At 38.0% G+C, this 24,038-nt stretch carries 17 protein-coding genes; 9 read left to right on the forward strand and 8 right to left on the reverse strand.

Annotation, left to right across the window (positions count from 1 at the left end; genetic code table 11):
- Window positions 1-2 precede the first annotated feature (2 nt).
- On the forward strand, window positions 3-191 hold the full coding sequence (locus tag I6F43_RS00760; RefSeq protein WP_002960277.1) for a DUF1289 domain-containing protein: 189 nt from the start codon (window positions 3-5) through the stop codon (window positions 189-191).
- A gap of 47 nt (window positions 192-238) precedes the next feature.
- On the opposite strand, the gene I6F43_RS00765 is transcribed toward I6F43_RS00760, so the two are convergent.
- The gene (locus I6F43_RS00765) at window positions 239-772 is read right to left on the reverse strand and encodes a gluconokinase (RefSeq protein ID WP_076924707.1); all 534 of its coding nucleotides are present in this window, start codon (window positions 770-772) and stop codon (window positions 239-241) included.
- A gap of 150 nt (window positions 773-922) precedes the next feature.
- Here I6F43_RS00765 and gntU point away from each other — a divergent pair, with 150 nt between their 5' ends.
- Window positions 923-2,266 (forward strand): gluconate transporter, encoded by a 1,344-nt coding sequence (gene gntU, locus I6F43_RS00770; RefSeq protein ID WP_197100480.1) that lies wholly within the window; start codon window positions 923-925, stop codon window positions 2,264-2,266.
- A gap of 95 nt (window positions 2,267-2,361) precedes the next feature.
- Here the strand turns inward: gntU and gntR are convergent, their stop codons facing one another.
- From gntR to I6F43_RS00785, 3 genes are all read right to left on the reverse strand, one after another.
- Window positions 2,362-3,372, reverse strand: a complete 1,011-nt coding sequence (gntR, locus tag I6F43_RS00775) for a gluconate operon transcriptional repressor GntR (RefSeq protein ID WP_197100481.1) — start codon at window positions 3,370-3,372, stop codon at window positions 2,362-2,364.
- 225 nt (window positions 3,373-3,597) lie between these two features.
- The gene (locus I6F43_RS00780) at window positions 3,598-4,869 is read right to left on the reverse strand and encodes an O-acetylhomoserine aminocarboxypropyltransferase/cysteine synthase family protein (protein ID WP_165722041.1); all 1,272 of its coding nucleotides are present in this window, start codon (window positions 4,867-4,869) and stop codon (window positions 3,598-3,600) included.
- 295 nt (window positions 4,870-5,164) lie between these two features.
- Window positions 5,165-6,345 (reverse strand): IS3 family transposase gene (locus I6F43_RS00785; RefSeq protein ID WP_197100482.1). Its coding sequence is split into 2 segments (ribosomal slippage): window positions 5,165-6,087 and window positions 6,087-6,345, totalling 1,182 coding nucleotides; the frame shifts between segments, so codons are not numbered across the junction.
- A gap of 291 nt (window positions 6,346-6,636) precedes the next feature.
- Between I6F43_RS00785 and I6F43_RS00790 the strand changes: the two genes are divergently transcribed.
- Window positions 6,637-6,813, forward strand: a complete 177-nt coding sequence (locus I6F43_RS00790; RefSeq protein ID WP_165722958.1) for a hypothetical protein — start codon at window positions 6,637-6,639, stop codon at window positions 6,811-6,813.
- Window positions 6,814-6,941: 128 nt separating this feature from the next.
- Here I6F43_RS00790 and I6F43_RS00795 read toward each other — a convergent pair whose 3' ends face one another.
- The 3 genes from I6F43_RS00795 to I6F43_RS00805 all read right to left on the reverse strand — a co-directional run bounded on the left by I6F43_RS00795 (window position 6,942) and on the right by I6F43_RS00805 (window position 13,269).
- Window positions 6,942-9,113 (reverse strand): S46 family peptidase, encoded by a 2,172-nt coding sequence (locus I6F43_RS00795; RefSeq protein WP_197100483.1) that lies wholly within the window; start codon window positions 9,111-9,113, stop codon window positions 6,942-6,944.
- 98 nt (window positions 9,114-9,211) lie between these two features.
- On the reverse strand, window positions 9,212-11,302 hold the full coding sequence (locus I6F43_RS00800) for a bifunctional diguanylate cyclase/phosphodiesterase (RefSeq protein ID WP_197100485.1): 2,091 nt from the start codon (window positions 11,300-11,302) through the stop codon (window positions 9,212-9,214).
- A 179-nt stretch (window positions 11,303-11,481) separates the two neighbouring features.
- Complete coding sequence (locus I6F43_RS00805) at window positions 11,482-13,269, reverse strand: M61 family metallopeptidase (RefSeq protein WP_165735771.1); 1,788 nt, start codon at window positions 13,267-13,269, stop codon at window positions 11,482-11,484.
- A gap of 204 nt (window positions 13,270-13,473) precedes the next feature.
- Between I6F43_RS00805 and I6F43_RS00810 the strand changes: the two genes are divergently transcribed.
- From I6F43_RS00810 to I6F43_RS00835, 6 genes are all read left to right on the forward strand, one after another.
- A complete protein-coding gene (locus tag I6F43_RS00810; RefSeq protein WP_007580677.1) occupies window positions 13,474-15,009 on the forward strand; it encodes a GGDEF domain-containing protein in 1,536 nt (511 codons plus the stop codon).
- Window positions 15,010-15,074: 65 nt separating this feature from the next.
- Window positions 15,075-16,418: a nucleotide 5'-monophosphate nucleosidase PpnN gene (gene ppnN / locus I6F43_RS00815; protein WP_007580678.1), complete on the forward strand. Its 1,344-nt coding sequence runs from the start codon at window positions 15,075-15,077 to the stop codon at window positions 16,416-16,418.
- Between the two features lie 10 nt (window positions 16,419-16,428).
- Window positions 16,429-17,202 carry a flap endonuclease Xni gene (gene xni, locus I6F43_RS00820; RefSeq protein WP_197100487.1) on the forward strand — a complete coding sequence of 258 codons (774 nt, stop codon included), beginning with the start codon at window positions 16,429-16,431 and terminating at the stop codon, window positions 17,200-17,202.
- A gap of 69 nt (window positions 17,203-17,271) precedes the next feature.
- Entirely contained in the window at window positions 17,272-17,655 is a 384-nt protein-coding gene (locus tag I6F43_RS00825; RefSeq protein WP_024591078.1) for a DUF3192 domain-containing protein, read from the forward strand.
- 11 nt (window positions 17,656-17,666) lie between these two features.
- Window positions 17,667-19,355: a hypothetical protein gene (locus tag I6F43_RS00830; protein WP_197100489.1), complete on the forward strand. Its 1,689-nt coding sequence runs from the start codon at window positions 17,667-17,669 to the stop codon at window positions 19,353-19,355.
- A 206-nt stretch (window positions 19,356-19,561) separates the two neighbouring features.
- Window positions 19,562-20,569, forward strand: coding sequence for an isocitrate dehydrogenase (locus I6F43_RS00835; RefSeq protein WP_007580684.1), 1,008 nt, complete (start codon window positions 19,562-19,564; stop codon window positions 20,567-20,569).
- 67 nt (window positions 20,570-20,636) lie between these two features.
- On the opposite strand, the gene I6F43_RS00840 is transcribed toward I6F43_RS00835, so the two are convergent.
- Complete coding sequence (locus I6F43_RS00840; RefSeq protein ID WP_197100491.1) at window positions 20,637-23,651, reverse strand: immune inhibitor A domain-containing protein; 3,015 nt, start codon at window positions 23,649-23,651, stop codon at window positions 20,637-20,639.
- Window positions 23,652-24,038: the final 387 nt, after the last annotated feature.

The following is a 24,038-nucleotide window of genomic DNA, read 5'->3' on the forward strand; positions in this document are numbered from 1 at the left end:
TAATGCGCCAATTAAATCAAAACAAAAAACCATCTAAATTTAAAACCGATTGCCTAGGAATATGCGAAAGGCGCAGCGGTTACTGCACCGGGTGTGGGCGTACCAACGAAGAAATTTTTGATTGGATAATATTATCTGAAGATGAAAAAAAAGCGATTTTAGAAACACCACGAGCAGATGCTAACTCATAACAAATAAAGCCCCTAAAGGTTAAAAGTAACAGTTAACTAAAAACTTTTTACTTGTTGTGGCTATTCATTTTAGTTGCGCTAATACAACTTTCGACTACTTGCTCAAATGAGTTATTAATATCTATATTTATAACATTGGGCTCATCTTCTTTTGGTACTTCTAGCGCTTCAAATTGGCTTTTGAGTAAATCAACAGGCATAAAATGTCCTTTTCTGTCCTGCATACGGCTTTTAACCAGTTCAAAATCACCATAAAGATGTAAAAAGGTAATACCTATATTTCCGTCACATATTTGTTCTCGGTATTTCTTTTTTAATGCAGAGCAGACTATTACCGCAATTTCATTTTTCTTTTCAATGCTAAATGCAGCATCACGTATTCTTTCTAGCCAAGGCACACGATCAGCATCGTTTAAAGGCTGCCCAGATGACATTTTTAATATATTAGCCTTGGGATGTAAGTCGTCTCCGTCGATAAATTTAGCGCCAATGCGCTTTGCTAATGCATCACCCACACTTGACTTTCCTGTGCTTGAAACCCCCATTACAATATAAACACGACCTACATTTGTGTTACTCATGTATTTACCCTCGCCTTAATTTAATAATTAATTATTTTCAATGTATATATTATATTGAGTTACGGGTAACATGTTACCCGTAACAAATACGAAAGTGAAGTTAAACACACACTAAACATCATAATTCACACTGAATATAAGTAGGGAAAAATGTCAGATTTATCATTAATACTAACAGCGGCAGGCTCCATATTTTTATTGCTTTTCTTAGTAATGAAAGTACGACTACATGCTGTCGTCTCTTTAATCCTTGTTTCTATGATTGCAGGATTACTCTCAGGAATGAGCCCTGAAATAATTGCCGCTACAATTCAAAAAGGAATGGCTGGAACACTAGGCTTTGTAGCGGTGGTGGTCGCTTTAGGCGCCATGTTTGGCAAAGTAATGGAAGAAACCGGCGCACTGGATCGTATTGCCCACACACTTTTACACCGTTTTGGAGAAAAAAACGCTAATTGGGCGCTTACCTTTACGGGCTTTATTTGTGCCCTCCCCCTCTTTTTTGATGTGGCCGTTGTACTTTTAATCGGTATTGTTTTTGCTGTGGTACGAAAAGGCGGTGGCAGCGTTGTTAAAATTGGTATTGGGCTACTTGCTGGGATAGCGTCTTGTCAGGCGTTTCTTATTCCTGCGCCAGGGCCGATTTTGGTTGCCTCTCAATTAGGCGCTGACTATGGTTATATGATTTTATTTGGCCTTATTGCTGCCATACCGGCAATGATTATAGGAGGTCCAATTTGGGGCTCTATTATTTCTAAATCTATTCATGTAGAACTCCCACAGCACGAACAAATTGACGATAACCAAAGAGTTGGTAAAGGCACGCCTAGTTTTGGATTAGCATTAGGTTTAATTGCTCTGCCATTAATTATGATTAGTTTAAATACTATTGGTAGCCGCTTTGTTGAAAAAGACTCTGATTTATATAATTGGTTAGCCTTTATAGGTCATCCATTTACAGCAATTTTAGTTGCCTGCTTAATGGCATTTTATTTGCTCGGCGCAAGGCGCGGTGTCCCTAATGCTAGAATCATGGAAATTTGTGGTAGTGCCTTACAACCTGCGGGAATTATTATTCTTGTCACTGGTGCCGGTGGGGTATTTAAACAAGTATTAGTTGATTCAGGAGTAGGTACGGCACTGGGTAATTACTTAGCAGGCTCAGGCTTACCGATTGTAATACTCGCTTTTGTATTATCAGCCGCTGTGCGGGTTATTCAAGGCTCAGCGACAGTAGCTATGCTTACAGCGTGTGGCTTAATTATTCCAATGCTTCAGCCTTTAGGTCTTGATGGAGCGCAGCTTGCCGCTGTTACCATCGCTATTGGTGGGGGATCTATTGTGCTCTCCCATGTAAACGACTCAGGATTTTGGTTAGCGAGTCGCTATCTCGGTTTGAGCGAAATGCAAACTCTTAAAACGTGGACAGTAATGGAAACCATTATTGGTACTGTTGGCGCACTTGTCGCTATGATTATTTCTCTGTTTTTGTAAATTTACAGTGCGTAGAGTTATCATCACACATATAAAAATTACCTGAGCCTTTTGTTATTTAGGCTCAGGTAATTAGGCTCATATAATTAGAGTATTTAAACACTTTCACCTAGATGAACTATATAACCAGTATCAATTACTTGCTTATAATTCATGCTAGCATCCAAATCGGAATTAATCCGGCTCAACAACTCTCTTCCCGCAACATTACCTATCTGATAACGAGGGGTGATCACACTTGTTAATTGAGGCACCATTGCTTGGCCAATATCATGACCATGAAAACCCACAATCCCCATTTGGCTAGGCACTAAAATATTGTTTCGCTGGCACTCAAAAATAGCCCCAATTGCTAAATCATCATTAGTACAAAACAAACAATCAGTATTTGGGTAGTCAGTACGCGCTTTTTGTAAAAGTTCAGCGCCTAAACTATAAGATGAAGCTTGATCAGTCATCACACTTTTAGGCGTAAAGCCTTTAGCTAACATAGCATCTGAATAACCTTGAAATTTTAGGCGTGTTCGTACATCGAGCCTTGCACCTATATAAACAATATTGCGATAGCCTTTATTTAAAAGTGCCGTCGTCATATCAAAAGCGGCTTTAACGTTATCAAAACCAACCGCTTGCTGCATAGGAGAGTGATGAGTATCCATTATTTCAATCACAGGTACGCCTGACATTTCAATCATTTTTAGCGTTCTGTCTGTATGTGTGGTTTCTGATAAAATTAAACCATCAACGTGGTACGACAATAAATACTCAACCCGTTTTTCTTCAATTTCAGGGTTGTAACCATAATGGGCCAACATTGTTTGATACCCTGCAGGCCCTGTTACATCTTCAATGCCTCTTATAACTTGAGCAAATACGTGGTTCGTTAACGATGGAACTAGTACACCAATAGAGTAGCTTTTAGCATTAGAGAGTAAATCTGGGGCTTTATTTGCAATGTAACCTAGCGTATCAATAGCTGCACTAATTTTTGTGCGAGTAGACTCTGATACTTTTTCGGGATTACGTAGATAACGACTCACCGTCATTTTGGTTACACCAACCGCATCGGCAATATCTTGAAGAGAAGAACGTTTGTTTTTTTTCATCACACACAATTAAATAAAATGTTACTTGTAACATACCAACTATTGTGAAAAATCACTACTTTTAGCCCATTTTATTTAGGTTAAAGTAATAAATATTTAGCCTACCGCCTGTATTTAAACTGTAGCTAAATGAATGGCTAAAAAGGTTTAGAAAACCTAAACCTTTTTAACAAACAATACTGTATTTACAGTAAAGCTGAACAAGCATTTCTAATTAATGTAATTTTAAGCTTTATCGAGCGCTTGGCTTACATCGGCAATTATATCTACAATGTTTTCAATACCGACCGACAAACGAATTAAATCGCGACTTACGCCCGCATTAGCAAGCTCTTCATCATTTAATTGGCGGTGTGTGGTTGACGCTGGATGACATGCAAGCGACTTGGCATCGCCAATATTAACTAAGCGTAAAATCATGTTTAGCGCATCAATAAAACGAGTACCCGCTTCTAGGCCACCAGCAATACCAAAACTTAAAATACCCGATGCTTTACCACTGGTAATTTTTTGACTCATTTCGTTATACGGGCTTGATTTAAGCCCTGCGTAATTAACCCAAAGTACTTTTGGATGATTTTCTAAATATTCAGCTAACTGCTGTGCATTTTCGCAGTGGCGATCCATTCTTAAGCCTAAGGTTTCAAGGCCGATTAAAATGTCAGATGCGTTTTTAGGCGCAAGCGCTGCGCCGGTATTTCTAAGTGGCACTACTCTGCAACGTCCAATAAATGCAGCTTCAGCAAAAGCTTCGGTATACACCACATTGTGATACGACGGATCGGGCTCGTTCATCATTGCAAAACGCGTAGCATTCGCTTTCCAATCAAATTTACCTGAGTCGACAATCATGCCGCCAATGGCAGTACCGTGCCCGTTTATATACTTTGTAAGTGAGTGAACCACTATATCGGCGCCCAGCTCAAATGGGCGGCATAAATACGGCGTAGCCACAGTATTATCAACAATAAGCGGCACACCTTTACTGTGTGCAATACGTGCTAAACGTTCAATATCAACAATATTACCTGCAGGATTACCAATAGATTCACAAAAAACAGCGCGGGTGTTATCGTCAATTGCATTCTCGAACGCGGTAAAGTCATCGGCTTTAATCATGCGCGCTTCAATACCTTGCCTAGGTAAGGTATGTGCAAATAAGTTATACGTGCCACCATATACTTGGCTGGTGCTTACAATATTAGTGCCTACTTCGCACAAGCATTGAATAGCATAAGTAATAGCGGCCATCCCAGAGGCAACAGCTAGCCCACCAATACCCCCTTCCATTGCAGCAATACGTTGTTCAAGTACGGCATTAGTTGGGTTCATTATGCGGGTGTAAATATTTCCAGGTACTTTTAAATCGAATAAATCAGCGCCATGCTGCGTATTATCAAATGTATAAGAAGAAGTGTGATAGATAGGCACGGCTGCCGATTTGGTCGTAGGCTCAGATTCGTAACCGTGGTGCAGTGCTAATGACTCTAATTTCATAATTATTTCCTTCAATTAATTTACCACTAAGCTAGCACTTCTTGGTTATAAAATGCACATGAAATATATTAAAGGGTGTTAAGGTGATTTGATTTAAGTTAAAGGCAGCTCGGAGCGAGAAGCAGACGGTCGATCAAACTCATTTTTGGACAGAAATGCGTTTCGAAAAACCTACTATTAGTAATTGATGAATTAACTTAAGTATGGAAAAGTCAAATCACTCTTCATGCATACCATTCTTAGCTTGGAGTTAGCAGGTTGTGTGGGCGAGCTTAGATTATTGTGGTTGTAGTGGTCAATAAAATTTGGCCACAGTTTTGGAATCTTGATATCTAACCTCAGATTCATTTGGCGCTAAACCGGCATTATAATGATGCGGCCTAACGTTGTTGTAATATCCGTTGATATAATCACTAACGCTATATTTAGCATCTATAAAATTTCCATATCCAACCTTTGGCATCCATTCCGTTTTAAAGCTTCTAAAAAATCGCTCCATTGGTGCATTATCCCAACAGTTTCCACGCCTACTCATACTTTGTTTGATTTTATAGCGCCATAAACGTTGACGATATTTTAAACTGGTATAGTGACTACCCTGGTCTGAATGAAACATCAGTCCTGTCGGTTTTCCTCTGCTTTCATACGCGAGTTCAAGCGCTTTTAGCGTTAAATTAGTATCTGGCGACAACGACATGGCCCAGCCAACTATTTTACGTGCAAATAAATCAATAATAACGGCTAAATAAGCCCAGCGATTACCTACCCAAATATACGTCACATCACCGCACCACACGGTATCTGGCTCAACAACATCAAATTGTCTATCAAGCAGATTTGGAATTTTAAGGTGCTCATTACCGCCGCGTTTATATGAATGTTGAGGTACTTGGCAGCTTTCAAGCTTTAATTTAACCATTAGCTTAGCAGCACGATAACGACTCAATTCAAAATCATTGTTCGTTGCTATTGCCGCGATTGTCCGCGCCCCAGCTGAGCCGCCGCTCATTGCATGTATTGCTCTAACTTCAGCCTCTAGCCTTATTTGTTCTAGTGTCGGCGTTGTATCCCTTATAGCCCAATATTTATAGCTGCTACGATGCACATTGAATACGTTACACAGCACGCTAATTGGGTAACGCTCTCGTTGATTTAGTTTCTCAATTAACGAGAATTGTTCAGGGAGTCGGACATCAAGAGAGCGGTAGCCTTTTTTAATATATCCTTTTCTAATTCGATGCGTTGGATTTGCTTTTTAAGTTCGCGGATTTCAATTTGTTCGGGCGTCATTGGCGAAGCCGATGGTGGCTGGCCATTACGCTCTTGCTTTAATTGAGTAACCCACTTACTAACGGTTGATTTACCCACACCCATCGCTTTGGCTGCTTCTTCTTGAGTATAACTTTGGTCAACTACAAGCTGAGCTGTTTCTAATTTGATTGCTGCAGAATACGTTGCACGTTTTAATTTCGTCATTTTTTCACCCAAATTTGTATGCTTATCAGCATAACATTTCTTTCTTAATGGGTGGCCAAAATCACTTTACCACTACAGTGAGCGAGAATTAGTCATTGAGTGAGTAATTAATTAATGACTACTTCCCCCCCTTTTTTATATGTTCAAATAACCCATCATAAGCATAATATATATAGCTAGCAATAACTTATGCTTTTTGCTATTAATAGAAGCTCATAAAATAAGGACGTTTTCGCTTAAAAATAGAGAAAGAGTCCTCTGATAAAGCAGTTATATTTAAAGGAGTGTTACATGGAGTATAAGTTTATTGCAGTTTCTCAAATCTGGGCTACAGGTGGTATGTTAAATAGAGCAAACGCTAAAGCAAACGAGTTGGCAAGAGATGGGTGGGTGTTATCAAAAATGGAAAAAGGCTTTAGTGGTTTTTTATTTGCAACTTTATATCTAGCCTTTGAGCGTAAAATTTAAATATAACAAGCGACTAAGGTTTCGATTATCCGATCATGGCACTTAGCAGTCATAAATAAGCGAATCAAATACCAACAAAAAAGGCGCTTCCTTTACGGTAAGCGCCCTTCTCTTATCTCACTAATTACTTATTTTACGATTGTCATTTCGTCTAATAAGTTTTGTGCATTATCTACTTTATCCATTACCCACAGCATGTAGCGTGAATCAACGTGGATTGAGCGATTAAGCTCAGGGTTGTAATCCCAGTCACCAATAATACTTTCGTAAACACCGTCGAACAGTAAGCCTACAAGCTCTGCTTTACCGTTAAGTGTTGGCGAACCTGAGTTACCACCGGTAGTGTCTACATTTGATAAAAAGTTAACGGGTACTGTATTCATGCCACCCGTGTAATCACCGTAAAGCTTGGCTTTAATTTGCTCTTGTAACTTTTTAGGTGCATTAAATGGGTCAACATCGGTGTTTTTAGCAAGTAATCCTTCAAGCGATGTAAACGGTGTTGCTACCAAGCCATCTTGAGGTGAATAGCCACCTACAGTGCCATAGGTTACTCGTAATGTGCTGTTAGCATCGGCGTATACCGGTTTGTTTTTAGCTTTGTTAAACGCAATGATTGCGCTCATTAGCTCTGGGCGAGCGGCTTGTAATTTACCTGCCAGTGCCTTTGATTTATCTTCCTCAGCTTTCATTACTTTAAAGATTGCTTTAGCGTACTGCACAAATGGGTCTTGGCTTTGATTTAGCTGGCTAAACGATTGCTCAAATAATGAATTGCGAACAGTGGCATTATCGAGTCTTGACTGCTCATACATGCTATCAAGTAACGCGCTTTGGGTTGCTTTATCAAACCCATTTTGTACTTTAAATACGTTATCAACGTCGCTAAAACGCTCTTCTTTTGGAAGTGCTGCATACAGTTCTAAAAAGTGCAGTAAAATAGCTTTGTCTACTTTGCTATCATAACGGCGCGTCATGCGCTCAAGCCCTGCTTTAATGCGAGGTAAGTCACGTTCTTGATAACCAGATTCACGTTCGCTATTTGGCTTTTGTTTTTCGTAAGCTAAGCGGTATAAACGTCGTGCTGTACTGATCATTTGTGAGCGATGTACATAACCTAACATGCGGTCGCGTTCACTGTGCTCTTGTGATTGCGCAATTAGCTCAGATAGCTCACCTAATACGCTTCCGTATTGTTCTTTACGCTCACCATCACTATTGATCCATTGTGTTAACTCTTGCTCAAACTGTTTTTTGCGCTCAAGCATAGTGCCTTTTTTGAAGCTTTCGATCATCGAACCATAGTTTTTAATATAGTTGTTATAACCTGCAATGGTGCTTTCGTAAGCAATACGCGCTTTACTGCCGTCTTCTGAATTTTCTTCAATAAGCGACACGTATTTTGAGTTATGAACGCGTGCTTTAGGGTAGCTGTCGTTAAATACGTTATCTACCTCTGTTGCAATGCGGTATCGGTTAGTACGCCCTGGGTAGCCTGTAACCATTACAAAGTCGCCTTCTTGCACGCCTTTGGCACTTACTTTTAGGTAAGAGTCAGGTACGTAAGGTACGTTGTCTTCGCTGTACTCTGCAGGTTTTCCATCTTTGCCTACATAAGCGCGGTAAAAACCAAAGTCGCCAGTATGGCGCGGCCACATCCAGTTATCTATATCGCCGCCGTATTTACCTACGCCCATAGCTGGTGCGTAAGATAAACGTACGTCTTTTATTTCAAGTGACTTAATTAGGTAAAACTCTAAACCACCATGAAACGAATACACATTACAACGATAGCTTTCGTCGGCTTCACACTGGGCTACTAGCGCTTTTTCATTTTTTTCGAGTGCGTCGTAGCGTGCTTTTGCTGTTAGCTCGTTAGTACCTTTAATTACTTCATCTGTTACGTTGGTAACCGTTTTTGTTACATAGACGCGTGAGCCCGGCGCTGCAGGTAAATCTTCTGTAGGACTTTTAGCTAAAAAGCCATTTTCTAAAATATTGTTTTCAGGCGTTGAGTTGTATTGTACCGAGCCATAAACACAGTGATGGTTTGACACAACTAAACCCTTAGGCGATACAAACGATGCTGTACAGCCACCTAGGCTAATTACCGCATTCATTGGGAATTCGGTTAATTTAGAAATAGATTCAACATCAATTTCAAGCCCTTTGGCTTTTAAAATTGATTCTAACTCTGGAAGTTGGTGTGGTTGCCACATGCCTTCGTCGGCTATGGCACTACTTGAAAGTGATAAAGAAAATGTAGCTACTAATGTAGCTACAAGAGGTTTTAAACGCATTATAGAATCCTTTTTATTTGTTTCTATAACAGGTTACTCGCGATAGGACAATAAGGTCAATAGCCGTGCAATGAATTGTTACAATCGAGTGTTTAATCTTACTTTTTATCAAAATTCATCGAAAAATCAAGAAACTGTTTTGCTGGTATTGGTTTACTAAAATAGAAGCCTTGCATAAAATCACAACCCAATTCGTTCAATAAAGTATGCTGCTCTTTTGTTTCTACACCTTCGGCTACCACTGTCAGTCCTAAGCTGTGCGACATAGCAATAATTGCCTTTACGAGATTACAATCTTCATTGTTTAGTACAATACCATCAATAAAACTTCTATCTATTTTAAGTACATTAAAAGGGTATTCTCTCAAATAACTTAATGATGAATAACCTGTGCCAAAGTCATCCATCGATAAGTTAATGCCTAATGCAGTAATTTCAGTCAGTATATCTACAACATTAGTGTGGCAACTCATCAATACACCTTCAGTTATTTCAAGCTCTAAACTTTCGGGATTTACGTTTGCTTCACTCAATGAGTTTTGAATGAAACTGAGCAACCCTACGTCTCTAAATTGGCGAGGAGATAAGTTAACAGCCATTGTATATTTTTGTTGGCGTTTACAGGTACTTTGCCATGTGTTTAAAAAGTGTAAAGCTTGGCTAATGACAAACTTGCCAATAGGTACAATTAATCCTGTATTTTCGGCAATAGGTATAAACTCATCGGGTGTTACGTTACCTAGCACAGGGTTATGCCAGCGTAATAAAGCTTCTGCACCAATGATGTGTTTATTTTTGGCGTCAAATTGGGGCTGGTAGAATAACTCAAATTCATTACGCTCAAGGGCGCCACGCATCTGCTCTTCTATTACTAGTCGGCGCTGAATAATTACGTTCATCTTTTTAGTGAAAAATGAATAGGTATTACGACCATATGATTTTGCTTGATACATTGCAGTGTCAGCATTTCGTAATAAATCAGCAACGGTTGTACCATTTTCTGGGTATATGGCTACACCAATACTCGCTGTAAGTATGTGCTCCCGGCCCTCAATTTTAAAAGGGGCTCTAAAGTTATTGAGCAGTTTTTCAGTAATTTTTAGCGCTGCATGGTGATCAGTTATACCTCGTAGTAATACGATAAACTCATCTCCACCGAGTCGCCCTACTGTGTCGTCTTTTCGCAGTGCCTCTTGCAGCCTTTGCGCTGATTCAATTAAAAGTTTGTCTCCTGTTTCATGGCCTAAAGAGTCATTTATTTTTTTAAAATCATCTAAATCCAAAAACAGTACTGCCGCTTTCTCGTTATTTCTTTGTGCTTCAATAAGTAATTGCGACAAACGATCAAGTGCTAAAAAACGATTTGGGAGTAAAGTTAGACTATCGTAATACGCTTGATGTCTAATTATTTCATCTGATTTATGCTGTTCTGTAATATCTCGAATAATAACCATTAACTGGTTATGTTCTGTTATTTTATTTATTCTTGCTTCAAAAAAAACGAGCCCATGGGGCAAAGCTAGCTCGTATTTAAAGCTCATCATCTGCTCTTTTTCTAATACAAGGCTGATATAGGTTTCAAATTTTTTGGCTACATCTTGAGGGAGTACATCACCCATTTTTTTACCAATAAATTGCTTTGGCTTGGTGTAGAGATCGGTCTCATTACTGGCATGATATTCAATAATAGTTCCATCATTTTCCATCAAGAAAAATAAGTCAGGAATTGCTCCAAAAATAGTTTTTAGCATATGCTCATTAAATGACGCATCTGCTTGTGCCTTTTTAACCTCAGATAAATCAATATCAATACAGTACATTTGTTTTGTATTATATTGATTTGTAAACATAACATGGCTGGAAAAAACCGATACATTGTTTCCATCCTTGTCTTGTAAGATAATTTCAGATGCTGGAATTTCTATATCTTTTTTTACCCAATCACTATGTGCGTTAATAACTAATTCACACATTGGCTCTGGAATTATAAGGTCTTCTATTTTTTGTCCTATGGCTTCTTCTTTGGTATATCCATAAAGTCGCTCACTGCCTTCATTCCAATAAATAACACGACGTTCATTGTCATAACCTTGAACAGAAATAACATTTACCGCATCAAATAACTGATGCAAATAGTCGTTAATTACAAATTGATGGGTTAAGTTTGAAGTCGGGTTATCTAATTTCATTTGAGGCTATATCCATAAATAATTTTATTTAATAATAGAGAAATACTAAATAATAATTAAATTTAATTTTAATATTAAATTTCCATGTACATTATATACGCCATTATACAAAACAAAAAAAGAGCCGAAGCTCTTTTTTAATAATTGTTAACTATATTTAAACGCTATAAAAACTGAATTTATTTTTTTGTCACATCATTTGGATGTTCCACGCCAATCCATGCTTTGAATAGTGCTTTTTGCTCAGGCGTTGCCTCTTTATCAGCAACTACTTTTTTAGGCTTATCAAAATCTTCTGATAATACTAATGTTAAGCTTTCAAGAGCATCGCGACGAAGATAGTCAATGGTTACTTTATCGCCTTTTTTAAACGTTTCTAAGCTAGTTTTTAAATCTTTACCTACGTGATGTTTGTTTATAGCGACAATTTTATCATCGGTAGTTAAACCTGCTTTCCACGCACTGCCACCACGGCGAACGTAACTTAACGTAAGTAACTCGCCTGTGTTTTTAGCGATAGCATCAATGCTTGCAAGCGCTTTTGCTTTTTCAGGACGTTCAAATTTCAAGCCTACTTTAGTAAGTAAGTCGTCAAAGTTAATACTTGCAGGCGACTCAACATTTTCTTGCCACCAGCTTGAGTAATCACGCCCGGTCAAATCTTTTAAGATATTAAGTACATCTATATCTGTAAAACCAGCTGGCATTTTATGATTGTTATAAAGTGCTTTGTGTACGTCGCGATAGCTTATTTTACCTTGGCTTTTTTCTAGCAAGTCGATATCTAAAACTAATGAAAGTAATGAACCTTCTGAATAAATATTGGTGCTGTAGTTACGTGCATGATCACCACCTTGATTAATCCATTTATCAAAGCTTGTTTCGCTTGCGCTTTGCACTTCACGGCCTGGGGTTTGTAGATGACGATTAATGGTTTTACTCATCACTTTAAAAAATTCATCTGTGGTTTCAATACCAGAGCGAACCATTAAATGATCTTCAAAATAACTTGTTGAACCCTCTGCAATCCAAAGCAGTTTAGAGTAATTCATATTAGTGTAATCGTACGGCACTAAACCTTGAGGGCGGTATGCTTTAACATTCCACGTATGAACAAACTCATGCGCAGCGGTGCTAATAAAGGCTAGGTAATCTTCGCGGCTACCAAATCTATCGCGTGGACGTTGAATAATTGTTGAGTTTAAATGCTCTGTTGCACCACCAGCACCCGACGTAGCATGAACCATAAATACATAACGTTCATATGGATAGCCATCCCAAATTACATTACCAGTAGCAACCAATTTTTTAAGATCAGTAAGCATTTGCTCTACATCGTAGTTACCATCGCCCCATATAACTAAATCGTATTCACGGCCACCTACTTCAAATGTGTGTAGTTGGTTAATACCCGTTTCGATTGGTGAATCAACAAGTACGTCGTAATCTGCTGCTTTAAATGAATTTTTGCCTTTTAAATTATCCATACCCGATACAGAGCGCCACTTTTTAGGCACCTCTAAATTAACGGTTACTGGCTCTTGGCGAAATGATTCACTAAACATAAAAAAGCCTGATGCATCTATAAATGCATGGCTGTCGTCAATGTGGCGAGCGCGCTTACCAAGCTCATTTGCATAAACCTGGTAGTCAACATTAACTTCGGTTGGCTCATTAATGTGTACACGCCATGTACTGTGATCAATTTTTTCCCATTTTAGTTCTTTGCCATCTTCATCTTTGGCTTTGAAGTAGCGAATGCCATTGGCAAGGTTTAGCATTTCGTAGCGACCCGTTCGCCATGCAGGAAGTTTTATATCAAGATGTGCTTGCGCTGTTTTTGGAAACTCAACACTTACATCGCCTAAATGATGTTGTGGTTGCGAAATTTCTAAAGAATAATTTACATCGGCAAATACAGGTGCTGAACATGCAGCTAAAATAGATAGGGCTAATAACTTTTTCATAGAGACTCTTAGTGGAAACTTAATTGCCTGCAAGACTAGCAAGCCCCTATTTAAAAGTGAATTAAATACGACAAATTGCCCCGTATACGAGTTTATACGTAGTAGCTTATTAAAATTTCTAAGTTTTTTACTAGATAACTACACATAATAAAAATTTGTTGTAAACTGAAGATAATAAAATTAATTTGATGGCGGTACGCTTAGGTGTCTGAAAGATCTAATCCAACAGATAAAAAACTCAAACAAGCAATTGATGCTCGTATGGCTATTGAGAGTGCACGCAAACATCAAGTGGATATTTTGTGCGACTTTGCAGCTAAACTTTCGCTAAGCTGTAAAGGGCTTGATATTGAGTTAGATAATCGCCTTGCTAAATTTAGAAGTGCACTCAATAAAGGTATGAGCTTTGAAGACCTCTCCCCCCTTGTTAGTGAAACTTTGATATTACTTAAAAATCAAGAATCGATTCAGCAAGCTCAGCAACGTGATTTATTCAACAGTGTACAAAATGCAGGTAAACAGTTACAAAAAACTAAAGGTTTACCTGACGATACTCGCAGAGCCCTGAGAAATTTACTCGATCAAGAGATTAATAACGTTCAGTCAACCCATGGTTATATTCCGCTACTTGATCAACTTATTCTCTTTTATCATGAAGCATTGCTAACTAAGCAAGACCCTCAAGCCGATAATCAGCGCCCTGTAAAACAAGCTCGTGCAAAAAAACTACTTGAGCTAGCTAACGAACTTATACTTGAAGAAGAAGCTACACTACAAATTAATAGTATAAAAAATAATATTACAGAAAGTGACACAATCGATGCATTACTCGATGTTGCGATTAACATAATTGAAGTCGTAGTAAAAAACATTAGCAAAGAGCGTAAATCTGCACAAAGCTTTTTAGTTTCATTAAATCAAACCCTCGAAGATCTACATAATTCTATTGTCTCTACTAGTAGACACTCAGAATCGATGAGTATTGAGTTTGATTCGTTGAATAAAAGCATTGAACTAAAAATTAAAAACCTCAACGAACAAACACAAAAAGCAACGTCAATCTCATCTTTAAAAGAACTCGTAGATAACGAATTAAAATCACTAAGCGAAGATTTTCTAGCAAAAGAAAAGTTAGAACGAAAAGACAGAGAAATGCTTAGCACTAGCTTTAGTGAAATAAACAAACGAATTGTTACTTTAGAAGATAAGTTAACAACGTATAAAAAACGCTTAAACGAACAGCGCTTTAAAAGTTTACTTGATGGGCTTACAAAACTGCCTAACCGAGCTGCATTTGATGAACGTTACAATCACGAAATGCATTTGTTTAATGTGCAGCCATCAGATGTTACGCTTGCGGTTATTGATGTTGACCACTTTAAATCTATCAATGATAGATTTGGCCATACCGCAGGTGACATTACCTTACAGGTTATATCAAAAGCGTTGCAAAAATCGGTAAGAAAGTCCGATTTTATAGCGCGTTACGGCGGTGAAGAATTTGTGCTGTTAATGCCAGGTGTGTCGCTTGAAAACGCAACATTACCTCTGGATAAAGTAAGAAAGGTAATTAAAAATATACCTTTTAAATTTAGAGAAAAACAAATTGAGATCACAATCTCGGTAGGTGCAACTCAGTTCAAAAAAGGCGATACTCTGTTAAAGGCATTTGATAGAGCAGATGATGCTCTTTACGAGGCCAAAAATTCAGGACGAGATAGACTTTGTACCAGTAAATAATGTCATAGCCATTATAAATTTTATGACAAGTAGTTTTTTACGATTTAGCAGTAAGGAGAACGTCTATGTTAATACAGTTAAACCCAACTGGGGTTTTAGATTTACTGTCGCAATTAGAAGTTGATTTATTAGAGCAATCTTCTGCTAGTGAGCGTTATAAGTTATTTAGAAACTGCGTACTAGCAGTGCTTAATGTAGGTAGCCATACCGACGAAAGTAGCGATATATACGACAAATACAAAGATTTTGATATTCGTTTAGTAAGCCGCGAACGAGGCATTAAAATTGAGCTTGAAAACCCACCCGAAACCGCATTTGTTGATGGCGAAATAATTACCGGAATTCACGAGCATATATTTTCTGTTATTCGCGATATTTTGTTTATTTGTCAAAAATACGAAAAAGATTTAAAAGAGCAAAAAGCCATTACTCATATGGTGTTCGATATGCTCAGAAATGCCGGTGCTTTGCGTGTTAATAGCGAGCCAAGTATGGTTGTTTGCTGGGGCGGACACTCTATAAACGAAGTTGAATATAAATACACAAAACAAGTAGGTTACGAACTGGGCTTACGTGGATTAAATATTTGTACTGGTTGTGGCCCTGGTGCTATGAAAGGCCCAATGAAAGGTGCCACTATTGGCCATGCAAAACAGCGCAATACCAATAACCGTTACTTAGGCCTAACAGAGCCAAGCATTATTGCTGCAGAGCCACCAAACCCTATTGTTAACGAATTAGTTATTTTACCTGACATTGAAAAGCGCCTTGAAGCTTTTATAAGAACAGCTCACGCTATTATCATTTTTCCTGGTGGCGCAGGTACTGCTGAAGAATTGCTATATTTATTAGGCATATTACTTCATCCAGATAACACCAAACAATGTTTGCCTGTGATTTTAACTGGCCCTAAAGAAAGTGAAGCGTACTTTAAAGAGCTGTGTGAATTTGTTGAAATGACGCTTGGTAAAGAAGCATTAGATAAGTTTGAAGTTATTATTGATAATCCTGAGTTAGTTGGACAAAAGCTAAGATCGGCTATGGCCAATGTTCGTGATTACCGTAAAAGTGAAGGCGATGCCTACTACTTTAACTGGACGTTAAAAATCGATAACGATTTTCAACAACCTTTTGCACCAACACACGAAAATATGGCAAGTCTTGATTTACATCTTGATCAACCAAAGCAGTTATTAGCGGCTAATTTACGCAGAGCTTTTTCAGGTATTGTAGCTGGAAATGTAAAAGACGAAGGCGTTAAAGCCATTAAGCAAAACGGTCCATACATTTTAAGTGGCGAGCCTGCCCTTATGGAAAATATGGATACGTTATTACAAGCATTTGTTGATCAAGGCCGTATGAAACTCCCTGGCAGCAAATACATTCCGTGTTACAAAATAAAAGCATGAGTTTTATAGTTTGAAACCCCATTTACTTCTTATTGATGCGCTTAATTTAATTAGGCGCATTTACGCCGTTGACGCTAATCAAAAACATCACAGTGATGAGCAAATGATACAAACGTGCTGTGCACGTGTAGCTCATGCGTGTAAAAAGCTTTTAAATACAAGTAATGCAACCCATGCGATTGCGGTATTTGATGGTGACAAAAGCTGGCGTTATCATTTTTATAAAGACTACAAACACTCCCGTGCCCCAATGCCTCAAGTGCTAAAAAATGCCTTAGAGCACTTTAAAACCGCAATAGAAGAAACTGGTATTGTTGTATTTGAGCCTATTAACGATGAAGCCGATGACATTATTGCAACGCTTGCATTTAAGGCATCAAATAATCAAATAGCTAATACTGTTGTTTCTACTGATAAAGGTTTTTTACCCTATTTAGGCCCCTACATTACAGTTTATGATTACTTTAAAAAACTCTATTTAGATGAGACAAGTATAAAAGAGCGTTTTGGTGTTGAGCAAAATAAGCTCGTTGATTTTTGGGCTTTGGCTGGTGATAAAACAAATGATATTCCGGGAGTAAAAGGAATAGGTACTAAGTCTGCGCAGCAAATAGTTAATAACTATAATTCAATTGAGCATGCGGCCGAAGATGAGTCTCTAAGCCCGAGTATTAAAGCAAAGTTAGCCGCTAATATGGATATGTACGTAATCTCAAAGCACTTGGTTAGTTTACGCACCGATATAAATTTAGGCTTTAGTTTAAAGCAGTTAAGACTTAATTAGTCGCAAGTTAATAGCCTCTAAACATTACAAAACGTATACTATTATTAGTTACCGGAGTCAGAGTAAACCATATTGAAAAAATTTATCCGATATTTAATCTTAGGTTTAGGGCTATATGCACTGATAGCAGCGTTGGTGATCACTTTTTATAAAGACGATCCTCAGGCTATGATCTGGCAAGACCGAGAAGCTTTTAATAAACGTTATATCGAAAAACTATCACTTGAGCAGCCAACAACACTAAATACTGTGCTTGATTATTTAGGCAGCCCCGACCTTACTTATGCCAAACGAGATGGTGAACAGGTATTTCAGATTGTTTTTTACCGCACACAGCATAAAACATCTGACGGTATAACCACTATGGATGAATGTACTGGGTTATTATTTAAAAATGGGCAGCTATTTTTATGGGGTCCTAGTGCATATAATAAATATCAAGAACAAAATTAGGTGAAGGTTTAATGGATGAAGCTGTTTCAACTACTTTAGAGCAGCTGCTTAATAATACGCAGCTGTTTTTAAGCTATTATAACAATAAACAAAAATGGACAGCCTTATACCCCATGGCAAGTAAGCTAGCTGAGCAATATAGAGTGCTCTATAGTGAACAGCCATTCGCATTACAAGCTCGTTTAACACTTTATAATCCTAATTATTCTTATGCCACCAACTTAGTTGTTAGTCAGAGTGTAATAACCGCTGCACTTTGTAAATCTCAACACTATAACAATGCCCTAAGCGAGCTATACATAACGGCTTCACTCATTGAGCATTTATGTGTTGGAGCGCAATTAAACAAGCTCTGTGAGCAAACACCTTTTCAAGACTCTGATAAAAACATATGGAAAATGCGTCATCAGTTAGCTGCAAAAGTAATGTTATCCGGTGGCGATTCTGCCAAACCCGTTACGCAATTATTAGCTAAGTTAAGTAAATATAAACAAGCATTGGTAAGTGCTCCTAAAATAATGCTTTACTATGGGGGCATAACACTAATTGCTTTAGCAAATATTATTAGTATGAACATTACTAGTAATACGGCTAATAAACACATGAGTTTATTTAAAGCACTTACTGACTTGTACATTCGCACACCAAATTTGTTTGCACTGCAGCTAATCAAATCACTTATATCCCATTTGGGGCCACTGTTACCGGGAAGCCGCGTTTTTTATGCCGAGCAAACCATGATTTATTTAGCAACTGATGCGCAGCAAAAACATATTTTAATTAGTACCGCTAATCCAAATAAATTGGCTTGGTTTAGCGTTAAAGCAACGCTTAACGATAACCCAAAACAATGGCATTGCGCTGATAAAACCATTAGCTTCAAAGTGTTTAACAGTGAACATGTTAAGTCAAAAAGTGTGGTTGACGTTGATAAAGCACAGTCTTTACTTGAACTAATAAGTAATATTAAGTCACAGCACGAATATAGCTATAAAGGGCTAAGCCAGCTAATGGCGGCTCACCCTCAGGTAGTTGCTAATTTATGTGAGGCAGTAAAACCTTATAATAAGGAGCATCAGGCCGCTAAAGACTTAAAGCATAGTTTATCGATGGTCGGTTATTATAATGCGCCTGCGATAATTCAAAGAGTTGTTTTTGAGCAATTAGTTAATGTTACCCCACACCCTCTGCAAGCCTACGTTACTAACAGATTAAATGGTTTAGTGAAAATAATGGCCTTATTAGTCAGTAAAAATAAACATGACCAGTTTGAACACATTACATTACCTTTATATGCTTATGCTCATTTTTTATTAACGCAATGCAGTACACAGCTTTCTCGTAAAACGCTGATTGACGACACACCAAATAAAACATTGAGTGCCCCTATTTGCTCATTTTTTGGTGTGGATTCAATTAATAACGAGCAACTAACGCAACAGCTTACTCATTTATTAAGTGACAACCCATGGACAACGGCACTTTTAGAAGCAGAGCAAACACCTAAAAAACACTTAACTGATTCTCATAAACTCTGGATCACACTTAAAATTGTTGCACAGAGTGTTTTTAAACCAGAACTTGCGCTAACAGCGTGGCAACTGCAAACATTAAACGAACAGCTGAAAATACTAAATTGGCAAAACCCAACTGATTTTAATCAAAAATTAGAATCTCTCGCGTTATTTAATAGTATTTAATTTATGGGACCCTATTTAACGTCTTTATACCCATTATAACTTTGGTGTATACCCAGTATTTCTTGTATAAACTAGCAAAATGGGTGATAAGTTGATATAAATGCGCCCTTAAATTTTCAAGCACGTACACATAAATGATCTAACAAGCGATTATCCTCTCAGGGTAATAATTTATGTGCAAATCAAACTCTTTAAAGGAAAAGTCAATGGCCAAACAAACCATCACAGTGATCAAAGGCGACGGCATCGGTCCGAGCATTATCGACTCAGCACTTGAAATATTAAAAGCCGCAGGTTGCGACTTTGATTATGAATTTGTTGATGCTGGCCTAGCTGCACTTGAAAAAACAGGTGAGTTACTTCCACAAGACACGGTTGATACAATAGCTAGAAACAAAATCACTCTTAAAGGCCCATTAACAACGCCTGTAGGTGAAGGTTTTACGTCTATTAACGTAACACTTCGTAAGCAATTTGGTTTATACGCTAACGTACGCCCTGTTAAATCATTTGTTGGCACTAAAGCACGTTACGACGATATTGATATCATTACTATTCGTGAAAATACGCAAGGTATGTACTCAGGTGCAGGCCAAATAGTAAGTGAAGACGGTAATGAAGCAGAAGCAAAATCGATAATTACGCGTGAAGGCGCAGAAAAAATCGTAACTTTTGCATATGAGCTAGCGGTACGTGAAGGTCGTAAAAAAGTAACTGCTGTTCATAAAGCTAACATTTTAAAATCAACATCTGGTTTGTTTTTAAAAGTAGCACGTGAAGTAGCTGAGCGTTACCCACAAATTGAATCAAATGAAATGATTGTTGATGCAACGTGTATGAAACTGGTAATGACACCTGAAGAGTTTGACGTAATTGTTACGACTAACTTATTTGGTGATATTTTATCTGACCTTTGTGCTGGTTTAGTTGGCGGTTTAGGTATGGCTCCAGGTGCTAACATTGGTGAAGACGCTGCAATTTTTGAAGCTGTACACGGTAGTGCACCAGATATTGCTGGCAAAAACCTAGCTAACCCAACATCTGTAATTTTAGCGTCTATCCAAATGCTTGAGCATTTAGATATGGGCGATACAGCAGAGCGTATTCGTAGTGCTGTTGCTGATGTAATTAAATCAGGCGACCGTACAACTCGCGATTTAGGCGGCAGCCACGGTACAACTGATTTCACTCAATCAGTAATTGACCGTTTATAATTAATATTTGTTATTAATTTAAATAGCCCGCTAATTTAGCGGGCTTTTTTTTATTTGTTAATTAAGCTTATACCAACCTGCTTATATAGTTAGTATTAAACCTAAATAAACTTAACAGTAGTAATCCTAATAAACCTGCCAATGATCCGCCACTTGAACCCGAACTACTTTGTTGCTTTTGCACTGTAAGAGATAACTCTTTAGCAAAAGTGTCATTTGTTTGAGTGTCAGTAACATTCAACGTTACACTAAATGCCCCGCCAGTTTGATAAGTATGCCTTGGGTTTTGTAAGTTTGATACCGCACTGCCATCACCAAAATCCCAACTGTAAGTATAACTATTAAAGCCGCCGGTTACTTGCGCATTAAATTGAGCGCTTAAATCATTTACTGTAACGTTTGCGTCTATGCTAAGCGGAACAGTTGCCGTTACATCAACCGCTTTAGTTTGCTCCGTGCCTTCGTTATCTGTCACTGTAAGCGTTACTTGGTAATCACCAGAGTATAAATAATTATAAGTGAGCGATTGCGTCGTTAAAGTACTTCCATCCCCTAGCTGCCAATTATAAGTATACGGTGCGACTCCACCTGTAAACGAAGCTTGAGCTGTTAATATTCCTTGGTTTATTTCATATTCAATTTCATTTACAGATAATGGCTCAACTAATATAACTTGAGCTACAGCTACTTGCTGTGAAGTATCATTACTTGCCATAAACTCAACGCTATAGGTGCCATAATCTTGGTATTCATGAGTAGGCGTTAACTCTGTGCTTGAGCTACCATCGTCAAAATTCCACGTAAATTTATCCGCAGGCGTGAGTGCAAAACCTTCTACATTAAAATTAACGATTAAACCTGTTTTGGTAAAATTAATACCTTTAGTAACATCGTAATTAAGCTCTACTTCTATATCTTCACTATCAGCTGACTGGCTTATAATATTAAACCCAAAGCCAACCTGTGGAAGCACAACGCCCGATGGCTGTTGCGCTGAAAAACTATAGTCGGTTTTATCAGTAAACTCTGTAATAGCTGATAAATCATCATCACCTAACCCAGCTCGCTGTGGATATAAACTAAAAGCAGCATCACGAATTTGAATTGCTGAAGCAGCCGGAGTTTGCGTACTGCCTTTATTTATCGAGCGCTGATCAGCATCTACCACTAATGCAAAACCACTACCTGGATGCTCTGTCGTGTTGTTATCGGCTTGAGATTCATTGCTATACCACAATAATAATCCCGGTGAGTACTGCTCTGCTTGCAAACTACTGTCAACACCTGTGTATGAACGCAATTGTAAATAGTAATGTGATGGCGATGCATATGTGTAACTACCTATTTTTTCAAAGCCATTAAACTCGGTGTTAATTTGATCTTGTGCATTATTTTGCCAAATTAAGGTATCACTTTGCACAATACGCATATCATCCACAACAAAACCATAATAATGTGTGTTCGCATCTGTTATGTATTCAATTTTTAGATCAATCATTTGCCCAGCATAAGCTGATAAATCAAACTCATGAGTTAAATAGCCGTTAGGCTGCTTAGCATCACTATTAAAAAATGAATCACCTGATATATACGGACCAATGTCACCATAGTATGGGTTTATTGCTTGGGTATAATTACTAGCAATAGGCTCCCCATTTACTTTTACCTGTACTAAATCATAGTCGCGCTCAATACTGTAATAAGCAATAAAGCTTAAAGTAAGTGCCTCAGTTGTGTTTGGTAGCGTTACTGTATTAACTAAGCTGTTACTAACATTGTCGCCCGTATTTGAATAGTATTGAAAATCGCCTTCTACTGGCGTTTTAAATTTTTCGAGTCGAGATGGCAGTGTTATTTTTATTTGGCTTTGTAGTTGTGAAGTACTCGCAGTATTAATTAATGTTTGCTGTGCGTTAGCATCTATCTCATCCATATCAAGCGTGAGCTGATTAACCCAATTACCCTGGTATCGATTTTGTAAATATTCAAGCGCATAAGGGCTAAACATAACAGGCTCTGAGCCTCGTGGCGAACCTGCCCAACTTCCTGTCGACATAACTGACCAAGACGCGACAGGCTCACCTACCGTGTTAGATTGTAAGTCGTATTCATCTAATAATCCCAAGTCATGCCCAAACTCATGCACCACCACGCCAATCCCAGCATCAATTGGATTAATTGTGTAACCAAAGAGTTTAATACTGCTGCCTGCAATCTCGCTCGGCCCGCTATTTTCATCAAATACATAGTAGCGGTGCGACCAAATAGCGTCGGTGCTTAGGTAGCCACCACCCGCTTCCTCGCCAATACTTGAATGAAAAATCATTACATGGTCAATAATACCGTTGGGTTCATTAATAATTCCATCGCCATCAACATCATCTAAATCAGTTAAATCATAGTCCGCTAAATTAATATTAAACTTTGCAACCGCCTTCTCCACAGCCTCTTTGACTAAAGCGGGCGCATTTTTATCACGCGTACTGCCTTGGCGTTCACCATATATTTTTGCATTACTATCAGCGGTTACCCAGCCATATACCTGCCCGTTAAAGTTTAAGCTATTACCAGACGCTGCTTTGTAATAATCTGCAGCCGTTGATAAGCTTTGTCCATCAGGGCCCGCATAACCTTGAGTATTAAAAAGCATTTGCTGATAGTGCTCAGTTGAATAATCAGCGTAAAACATGTCGGTGTCTTGCTGTACAAGTCGATTATCGTCATGTTTGAGGTCAGGAAAATCAATTAAGATAGCTAACACTTTTACATCATTAACGCTTTGATCAGGCACTAGCGACGTTGAAAAAGCGGCTTGTTGTTTATTTGTGTTTGAAAAATCCGTAGAGGAGGATTTAAATTGCCTAAAGCCATTTTTAATTGAGAGATTGGCAACTTCTTTGTTACTCATATATGACTTAAATGAACTATCTAACTCACTAGAGGATATTTGGTCTCTTTTTTTAAGCCAATATAAAATACGTTCTTCGTTAGTTATACCAACATCATGCGGGCTTAAATTATTAGCCGCTACTATAGGGCTTAATAGCGTAGTTAAAAGCGCAATTAACGTCACTTTTTTCACTGTGTTTTCCTCAAACATAATTATGTAGTAATCATACCTAATAATAGAAATTTAAACATGCGATAAAAACATATAGTTAACATGTGCAATAAAAGTTAATGGTCTTTCACACTCTTTTATAACTAAAATCAAACACACAACCTAAAACGCATAATTTCTGCTAGTTAACTCAGTTAAATACAGCATTTCTGCAGATTTAAATTAAAAAAAGCTACAAAACGAATTTAAAATGCAAAAAACCACTTTCAAGGTTGACATAAGGGTTCAAAACCCTTAAAAATAAACCTATACAGAATTTTTAATTTAAAAGCAGTGTTTTGCTAAGTAGAGTAAAAACTATGAACACACAAATTAACCTTTTAGTCGTACTCGTACTGGTCTTAGTTA

Origin of the sequence: Pseudoalteromonas sp. NZS71_1, from assembly GCF_015864305.1 — a bacterium.
In the GTDB taxonomy this organism is placed as follows: domain Bacteria; phylum Pseudomonadota; class Gammaproteobacteria; order Enterobacterales; family Alteromonadaceae; genus Pseudoalteromonas; species Pseudoalteromonas arctica.